This is a genomic window from Pseudemcibacter sp., from assembly GCF_965661635.1.
Lineage (GTDB): Bacteria > Pseudomonadota > Alphaproteobacteria > Sphingomonadales > Emcibacteraceae > Pseudemcibacter.
The window spans coordinates 1-9,333 of record NZ_CBFIEP010000086.1; the positions used below are offsets into that span (position 1 = coordinate 1).

Genomic DNA, 9,333 nt, shown 5'->3' on the forward strand with positions numbered 1-9,333 from the left:
GGAGTGGCATATTGATTTTGTAAAAGCCCGAGCAGATTTTCTGAATAAAAAATAAGAGTTAAGATAAGCAGCGAAAATGCAAGCGAAGGTTCGGTGCTAAACATTTGCATTGCTACACTTAGTATAATGAGAAAGCCGGGATAAAGTGCTGAAGCACCAAAAGGAAATTTTGGTGTTGGGAAATTAAGTACGAGGTAGGCACCGATTGAAGCGATCAAAATCATCATTAAATCAACACTTAAGGGAATGTCTGCGCCTTTAGCAACAACGAATAATCCAACAGCCGCCCAGAACAAGGAGACTGGTGCTTGTAATGCATTATATTGAATTTCTTCAAGTTTTAAAAAGAGTATGATTGCAATTATCGCAATAAAGGCAAGGGCATAAATATTAATACGAACAATAGGAAAAGTCGCGTTATTCGCATATATCCAGAAGACTACCAATATCATTAATGCGATATGGACTTGCGGTGATAGAATGCTCATTTTAGGATATCTGTCTTGTAACATCCCAAAAATAAGTGAAATAAAACAAATGAAAAAGAGTTGATCCGTATTTGTCCTTATAGGTAATGTGGGGATGCCATAGGAAATAAGCAAAGTAATAATAAATGCAATGATTAATGAAGAATTGGCGATCGTGTGGCCAATGCCTTCACCGGCAAAATAACGGAATAACCCATGCCCAATAATAGTAATTACCGCCGGTAACACCATTAGCATCATGATTGGGTCATTAAAATCTAGCACTTATTATTCCTCAATGGTGGATCGATGTTAAAATCTATAGGAAAGTGACTCTCCTAACAACATCGTTTTTATGGGTTTATAAAATTACTAATAGCAATCTTGGTGAAAAAACTTAATTTTTCTAAAAAAAACACAAAAAAGTGATAAGTGATATATTTATCATTTCACTTAAGAATTAGCTCTAATTTATTGAAATATATAGTTTTTCAAGGTTTTTATGACTGTGACATAAAGAGCACAGTGTGATATAAATGTTTAAGTTAAGTTATTGTAAAATATAGGCTATTTTATGCTTGCAATATAATATTTTAGGCATAAATATAATGAGTAACAAGGCTCTTGGTGTAGGAGTTTTTTGTTACCGCTCTTTAGAGCATTTCCTCCCTAGACTTGGACCATTCGGAAAACCGGATGGTCCTTTTTTCCTTTATACGCATAAAATTTTTTCAATGTCTTCGTTTAATGATTTGATCAATTCAGTGATGATAAGTTTCATATCTTGCGCCTGCGGTTTGAGGGCGCGATTATTTTCATCTAAATACAGAGATTTCTTAATTTCGATTTGAATTGCGTGTTTATTTTCATTTGGATGTCCATAATGATTGGTATTATATCCGCCCGCAAAGGGGTTATTCATTACGACCTTAAGTTTATGCCTTTTAAAATGTGCTGCAATATATTTCGTTAACTCATCATTGCAGCTATTTCCATATAAGTTGCCAAGTATAATATCGGGCTGCTTTCTTAAGGTTTTAAAATTCAAAAATTCATAAGACGGCATTGAATGGCAATCTATCAATACTGAATAACCGAACTTTTGATGATCTTCGTGCAATAAGTGATTAAGTTTTTCGTGAATTGGGAAATAAAATTGTCTAATTCGGCTTTCTGCCTCTTCAAACGGAATTTTTGTGAAATATATTTCTTTTCTTGTATATGCATATTTTGCAATTGAGCCATATCCAATGTCGACTTTATGAGTGCGATCTATTAAATCATCGGGTATTTCGCCATAAAACATTTCTTGGTCCAGTTCATAGGCTGCTCTGTTGGTGTCCATGAAACTTCGTGCATATTGGTTCGTGAATAACACTGAACCATGATTAGGTGCTTGATCGTATAGTCTATCCACGAAACTATCGCCCGAGCAAAGTAGAGTATGTTTATCCACTGTGGTCTGACTTAAAAACCCATCAGGAAAGCATTCTCCGCTATGGGGAGAATTATAAATTATATTATTCGTTTTCTGGTCAGCTTTTAAAAGTGAGTACAAAATCATAAATATAGGCTACAAAATAGTTCTAAAAAAAAATAGATAAAAGTGTATTTTCTAGGTAGACTTTACAAAATATTAAGGCAATCAGCATATAAACGATTGAAAAGATTAGATTGTTACTAAAAATGGTTAAGCAAAGTGCTACGAATTTTACTTGCTGAAGATGATGAAACGATGCGCATGTTTTTAAGCCGCTCGCTTGAAAAAGCAGGCTATGACGTAGTCACTGTTTCACATGGTGCTGAAGCAATACCTTACCTAACAAATGAAAAATTTGATCTTTTATTGACTGATATTGTTATGCCGGGCATGGACGGTATTGAACTTGCTCGTCGTGCAACAGCCATGCATGAAGAATTGCCTGTTATGTTTATTACCGGTTTTGCAGCAGTGGCCATGGACCGTACAAAAGAGCGTCCAAAAAGCTCAAAATTATTGCAAAAACCATTTCATCTTCGCGATTTAGTTGATGAAGTAGAGGGTATTTTAGCGGCATAATCTTTAATTTGTTAAATATTTATGAAATCACTAATTATTTATTTGTGGTTATTGCTTTTTATCCTTTAAGGTTAGTTTTGAATAACCATAATTAGTGAAAAGAATAAGTATGCTTGATATCTCAGCACAAGATGTGTCCCCAGAAACTAAATATTTATCAGAATATAAAAAACCAGATTTTTCCATAACAACTGTGGATTTAAACTTTGATTTAAATGAGGATGTTACACATGTGACATCGCGATTGCATATTAAACGTCAGCAAGGGGATAACTCACCCTTAATTCTTGATGGTGAAGACATGACATTGATTTCTGTTGTCATTGATGGAAAGAATGTTGACTATGATTTAGATGACGAGACGCTAACAATTCATGATGTGCCCGATGAATTCGATCTAATGATTGTGAATGATATTGATCCAGCGAGTAATACAGCCCTTGAAGGACTTTATGTATCAAATGGTATGTTCTGTACGCAATGTGAGGCTCAAGGTTTCCGTCGCATTACTTATTTCTTAGACCGCCCTGATGTGATGGCAAAATTCAAGGTTCGAATTGAAGGTTTTAAAGCAAATTATCCAGTTCTGCTGTCAAATGGCAATGAAGTTGAACGGGGAGAAGCCGAAAATGGCAGACATTATGTCGTTTGGGATGATCCGTTTCCAAAACCAAGTTATTTATTTGCTTTGGTTGCCGGTAATTTAGGATGCACTGAAGATCATTTCACCACCAAAAGCGGTATGGATGTAACCTTAAGGATTTTTACAGGGGAGCAAGATCTGGATAAATGCCCTCATGCTATGGAGAGTTTAAAGAAATCCATGAAGTGGGATGAGGAAGTTTATGGTCTTGAATATGACTTGAATATTTTTAATATCGTCGCCGTAAGTCATTTTAATATGGGGGCAATGGAAAATAAAAGCTTAAACATTTTTAATACTAAGTGTGTGCTAGCTAAGGCGGAAACAGCAACAGATACTGATTTCTCATTTGTTGAGGCCGTTGTTGCACATGAGTATTTCCATAATTGGACCGGTAACCGGGTTACTTGTCGTGATTGGTTTCAATTAAGCTTGAAAGAGGGATTAACGGTATTTCGCGATCATGAATTTTCTGCTGATATGGGCAGCCGTGCGGTAACCAGAATAAATGATGTAAGAACTCTACGTCAGCATCAATTTGCTGAAGATAGCGGGCCTATGGCACATCCAGTGCGTCCTGAATCTTATATTGAAATAAATAACTTTTATACCATGACGGTTTATGAAAAAGGATCGGAAGTTATTCGAATGATGCATCGTTTACTTGGTGCTGAGAAATATAGAAAAGCAATGGATCTGTATTTCGAAAGACATGATGGTCAGGCCGTTACATGTGAAGATTTTGTTTGTGCTATGGAAAATGGATCTGGTGTTGATTTAAGCCAATTCAGATTGTGGTATAGCCAAGCGGGAACTCCGGAAGTCAGTGTGACAAGCCATTTTGATAAAAGTGCGAAGAAATATGAACTTACTTTCAAGCAATCCATTCCTGATACACCTGGTCAGACAGATAAAAAGCCCATGCATATTCCTGTTGAATTGGGCTTAATTGATCGGTTCGGGCAAGAATTGTTGCCTGGTGGTAACATTATGCTTGATTTAAAGGAAGAAGAACAAGTTTTCACTTTTGAAGGACTGGAAGAAAAGCCGATCCCTTCAATATTGCGTGGGTTTTCAGCACCTATAAAACTTAGTCATGATTTAACGCGCGATGAATTAATATTCCTGATTGGGTACGACACTGATAGCTTTAATCGATGGGAAGCCGCGCAGACCATATCTACAAATATAATATTATCAATCGTTGATGATTTGAAGGCTGATGGTCCCAAAGCACTTGATCCAAAATTTATCGAAGCACTTCGAATGGTTTTGATGGATAAGTCATTGGATAAAGCCTTTATAGCGGAAATGTTAGCATTACCATCCGAGAGCGTCTTAGGGCAGAAAAAAACGCCAGTAGCGGTCGATGGAATTCATACAGCAAGGAAATATGTGGTGAGTGAGTTGGCATACGCATTGAAGGATGAATTGCTTTCTACTTATCAAGCGTGTCTTACGGACGACCCATATGAATTTACGCCCGAAGCTACTGGGCAGAGACGTCTAAAAAATATGGTCCTTGGGTATTTAATGGAAATTGCTGACGAAAATATTTTTAAAATTTGCCGTGATCAATTTTATTCAAGTAATAATATGACGGACGAAATAGCGGCGTTCACTTATTTAGTTGATAGTGAAAGTGCTGACCGTGAAAAAGTAATCGATGACTTTTATGATAAATGGCATAAGGATCAATTAGTTCTTGATAAATGGTTTAGTGCACAAGCAATGTCGACGCGTAGTGGCGTATTAGATCAGATGGATGAAATGAATAATCATAAAGATTTCGATTTGAAAACACCAAATCGTGTGCGTTCACTAATCAGCGTATTCTGCGGTTTAAATCAAGTGAGTTTCCATGATAATTCGGGAAGGGGATATGAATTTCTTGCACGTAATATCAAGGCTCTTGATCCTTTAAATCCACAAATTGCAGCAGGCCTGGCTAAGCAGCTGACCAGATGGAAGTCTTTTGATAAAGATCGCCAAAAGATGATGATTTCAACTTTGGAAGATATTCTAAAGCAAGAAGGTCTTTCCAAACATGTGTACGAAATTGTCTCAAAAAGCCTAGCTTAAATTAAATAAGTATTTTTCAGTATATCCTATTAATACATAGTAACTTTCTAAATTAAAGTTACTATGTTAGCTTCTTAATATTCATAATTAAATAGGGTGTAAAAAATGAGTTCTACTTTTAAAGACATACGTTCATATAGACTATCAAATATTGATATGATGAGGGGGCTTGTCATTATTATAATGGCACTTGATCATGTAAGAGATTATTTCTATTTCAGCGGTACGAGCCTCTCTTTAAGCGATCCTGCTATTGATGGGGGGTATTATATTACGAGATGGATCACGCATTTTTGCGCCCCGGTTTTTTATTCTTAGCAGGAACGTCGGTCGGGTTAATGCAGGAACGCAGATCACGTAAAGAGCTATCTAAGTTTATCCTAAAGCGCGGTATTTGGCTCATTTTCTGTGAAATTGTTCTTATTTCAACAGCACTGACTTTTAGGCCTCTTGGTGATGAAATGACAGGAGGCGGTATATTTGCCTTCTTACAAGTTCTCTATGCTTTAGGTATAAGCATGATTGCTTTATCAGGATTATTATTTCTGGGTGCAAGAAATTGTTTGATCATTGGCGCTGTTATTCTTTTAGGGCATAATTTTATCGGCGGATTTTGGCCAGAAGCACAGCCATTTTCTCAACCAGATGTCCCGTTTTGGGTAACATTGATGACACCAGGCACTTTTCTTATAATTCCTTTTTATACCGTCGTAATGTATCCACCAATTCCATGGATTGGGGTTATTTTAATCGGGTATGGTAGTAGCTTTATTTTTAAAAAAGAGCCGAGTGAACGAGATGCATTGCTTAGAAAAATTGGTTTTTCATTTATAGGTGCGTTTATCGTCTTGCGTTTTATAGGGATATATGGTGACCCAAATACATGGCAAGTTCAGGAACTCGGATTATTTTCAACAGTTTTTGATTTCTTTGGTGTCACAAAATATCCACCCAGTTTGTTGTTTCTATTAATGACGTTAGGGCCAACGGCAATATTATGTTCATATGCCGATCAAATCAGTGGGAAAATTAAAGATATACTTGTGATGTTTGGAAGAGTTCCATTCGCCTTTTATGTAGTTCATTTCTATCTTATTCATGTGTTATGTGTTTTCTTTGGAATATGGCAAGGGTACGAAGCACATCAACTGGCTCATATGTTCCCTTTCTTTCCAGAGGGATACGGTACAAATTTAATAGGAGTATATCTCGTATGGGGTTTGGTGATTGCTATGATGTATCCATTTTGCAAATGGGTATATAAGGTTAAATCTCAAAGAAAAGATTGGTGGCTAAGTTATTTATAAGACCATTAAAAAAGGCCGCTGAATACAGCGGCCTTTATCATTTAATATTACCAAACTTTATTTCTGATATTTAATGTCACCATGAACAATGGTTAGTACTGCGTTTGATGACATAATTTGGTCTTCAGGAATTGTCATAATGTCTTTATCAAAAACAACAACGTCCGCTAGTTTACCTGTTTCAATGGATCCAAGCGCATTTTCTTGGAATGCTGCATAAGCGCCCCAGATGGTCAGCATTTTTAATGCTTCTTCGCGGGTAACGGCATATTCAGGATGCCAGCCTAATGCTGAAAAACCACTTAGGTCTTTACGCGCAACGGCGGCATAAAATTCAATGCGTGGGTCACCAATTTCAACGGGTTGATCAGATCCACCTGGAATAATAGCCCCTTTATCTAGGAATACACGCCAGAGATAAGCATTTTTAAGACGTTCTAGACCAAGACGGTCCTCTGCAAAGTGCAAGTCACCAATAGCATGGGAAGGCTGCATTGATGGTAGAACATCTAAGTCAATGAAGCGGTCAACATCATTGGGTTGCACATTTTGCGCATGTTCGATACGCCACCGAACATCGTTTACTTTACGCTGTGATTTTGGAACTTCATTAAATGCCATTTCATAAGCATCCAGAACTTTGCGGTTTGCATCGTCACCGATAGCATGTGTTTCAACTTGAATGCCTGCTTTAAGAGCATCAACGAGAAGAGGCTTTATTTCCTCTGGTGTATAACGCATAAGGCCGCGGGTATCATAATCAGCATATGGTTCAATAAAGGCTGCACCACGAGATCCGAGCGCACCGTCCATAACAATTTTAATGTCACGAACCGTTAGATAATGATCTGGATCAATGATTGCGCCTTGCTCGACAAGCTGCGTGGCGCTGTCACCATAACCCATGGCATCATAGATACGGTGTGCTAATTTACCTTCTGCGTGAAGTTCTTTCATCAGATTAAATGATTCCCATGAGCTACCTGCGTTTTGAAAACCAGTCCAACCTAATGAAACATTACGTTCTGTACCCGCTTGAATTGCGCGTTTGTTATCAGCTGGTGTTGGGGAAGGGATCAGAGGGCGCACATAACGCATAGCCGTATCAATTAACATGCCTGTTGGCTCACCATTTTCATCAAGGTTAATGTGGCCACCAACGGGGTTTTCGCTTTCGCCGGTAATGCCAGCCATGTTCATAGCGACCGTATTTATAACGGAGGCATGACCATCAGCGCGTGTTAAATAAACGGGACGATCTGGAACGATTTCATCGAGTTCTTGACGTGTAGGAAAACGTTTTTCCGGCCAAACTTTTTCAATCCAGCCACGCCCCACGACCCATGGCTGATCTGGATTTGCATCGGCGTATTCTTTTACGGCAGCAAGCATTTCAGCTAAACTATTAATCCCTTGAAGGTTTAAGTTAACTTCGCGAAAACCAACGCCGGAAATATGACCATGTGATTCAATGAAGCCCGGATAAACGGCTTTCCCGGCTAAATCTATTATATTCGCGTCGCCACAAGTGTATCTTGCGGCACCGTCATTATCTCCTACATAAATGAATTTGCTGTCTTTAATGACAATTGCTTCTGCGGAAGGGTTATTTTCATTTACGGTATAAATAGTACCGTTTGTTAAAACGAGATCTGCGGCAGTACAGGCAGCTGCGTTAGTTGCATTATCACTGCTCGTTTGTTCACCAGAACAAGCCGCCAGCATACCAATTGCAGCTGATGCTAGTAAAAGTTTTTTGATCATTAAAGTTTCCTCATATATTTTCGATTAAATCTGTTTTGTTATAATATTCACAAGATAAAACTTTAGGTAGGTAAAATACAAATTGTTTTTACAGAAAAGTTATAATTTTATTATGATTAAAGGGAAAAATAAGTATAAAAAAACAAGAGTTGGAAAATAGAACGCTTTATTTTCGAGCTCTTGTCATGAACAGTTGTTCAATTCTTTAATACGGCATTAAACATATGTTTATTGATTTCCTAGTAAGTGCTCTAAGTACCAGTAAATATGACTTTTATGTCATTTTTATTCCAGTAGCATCTTGTAAGATCCACCTAGTTCTAGTATAAAAGGGTGGATAAAAAGGTGGATACGATTACCGACGGATCCCATTATGTTGGTGAATATAAAAATGGTAAAGGAAACGGCCAAGGTACACATACCTTAGTTAATGGGCAAAAATACGTTGGAGAATTTAAGGACAATAGTTACTTCGGACAGGGCAAATTCACTTGGCCAAATGGAGAATTTCTTGAAGGTTATTTTGAAAATAGCAACTTAATTAATGGATTTATGGATCGTACATATAATGGATCCCATTATGCGGGTGAAATTAAAGCGGGTAAAAAAAATGGCCTCGGCATTAATACTTTTCCAAATGGTCGCGTTCAAGAAGGTTTTTGGAAAAACGATCAATTTCAGTATACCCAGGACATTGGCTCCCCCCGAACAATTACTCGAAAAGAACCAGAGTATAATGATGAAAACTCCAATGGGGCTTATAATCAAATTCCAGACGACAAGGAAATTACCGCATCCTCTGGCAGTGGTTTTGCCGTCTCTGATGATGGTTATATCATCACGAATAATCACGTCATAGACCAGTGCCAGAGCGTCGTAATTCACTTTGAAGGTGAAGAAATACCTGCAACCGTAGTAAGTTATGACACTCAGAATGACCTTGCTTTGTTAAAGGGAAATTTTTTACCTCAAACAGTATTTCCATTGAGTAACAGTCGTCCAGAATTGCTC

General features: G+C 37.6%; 7 protein-coding genes. 4 read left to right on the forward strand and 3 right to left on the reverse strand.

Going from position 1 to position 9,333, the window contains the following annotated elements; translation table 11 throughout:
- Positions 1–752 (reverse strand): hypothetical protein (locus ACTF6W_RS06130; RefSeq protein WP_438993665.1); only part of this gene is annotated, 752 nt, incomplete at its 3' end.
- A 427-nt stretch (positions 753–1,179) separates the two neighbouring features.
- Positions 1,180–2,031 (reverse strand): N-formylglutamate amidohydrolase, encoded by an 852-nt coding sequence (locus ACTF6W_RS06135; protein ID WP_438993666.1) that lies wholly within the window; start codon positions 2,029–2,031, stop codon positions 1,180–1,182.
- Between the two features lie 135 nt (positions 2,032–2,166).
- Between ACTF6W_RS06135 and ACTF6W_RS06140 the strand changes: the two genes are divergently transcribed.
- The 3 genes from ACTF6W_RS06140 (at position 2,167) to ACTF6W_RS06150 (ending at position 6,558) form a co-directional block, all read left to right on the forward strand.
- The gene (locus ACTF6W_RS06140) at positions 2,167–2,526 is read left to right on the forward strand and encodes a response regulator (protein WP_438993667.1); all 360 of its coding nucleotides are present in this window, start codon (positions 2,167–2,169) and stop codon (positions 2,524–2,526) included.
- 109 nt (positions 2,527–2,635) lie between these two features.
- The gene (gene pepN, locus ACTF6W_RS06145; protein WP_438993668.1) at positions 2,636–5,251 is read left to right on the forward strand and encodes an aminopeptidase N; all 2,616 of its coding nucleotides are present in this window, start codon (positions 2,636–2,638) and stop codon (positions 5,249–5,251) included.
- A 278-nt stretch (positions 5,252–5,529) separates the two neighbouring features.
- Complete coding sequence (locus tag ACTF6W_RS06150; RefSeq protein WP_438993669.1) at positions 5,530–6,558, forward strand: DUF1624 domain-containing protein; 1,029 nt, start codon at positions 5,530–5,532, stop codon at positions 6,556–6,558.
- A 57-nt stretch (positions 6,559–6,615) separates the two neighbouring features.
- Here the strand turns inward: ACTF6W_RS06150 and ACTF6W_RS06155 are convergent, their stop codons facing one another.
- Positions 6,616–8,322, reverse strand: a complete 1,707-nt coding sequence (locus ACTF6W_RS06155; protein ID WP_438993670.1) for an amidohydrolase — start codon at positions 8,320–8,322, stop codon at positions 6,616–6,618.
- Positions 8,323–8,667: 345 nt separating this feature from the next.
- Between ACTF6W_RS06155 and ACTF6W_RS06160 the strand changes: the two genes are divergently transcribed.
- On the forward strand, positions 8,668–9,333 hold a 666-nt coding region (locus tag ACTF6W_RS06160; protein ID WP_438993671.1), incomplete at its 3' end, for a trypsin-like peptidase domain-containing protein.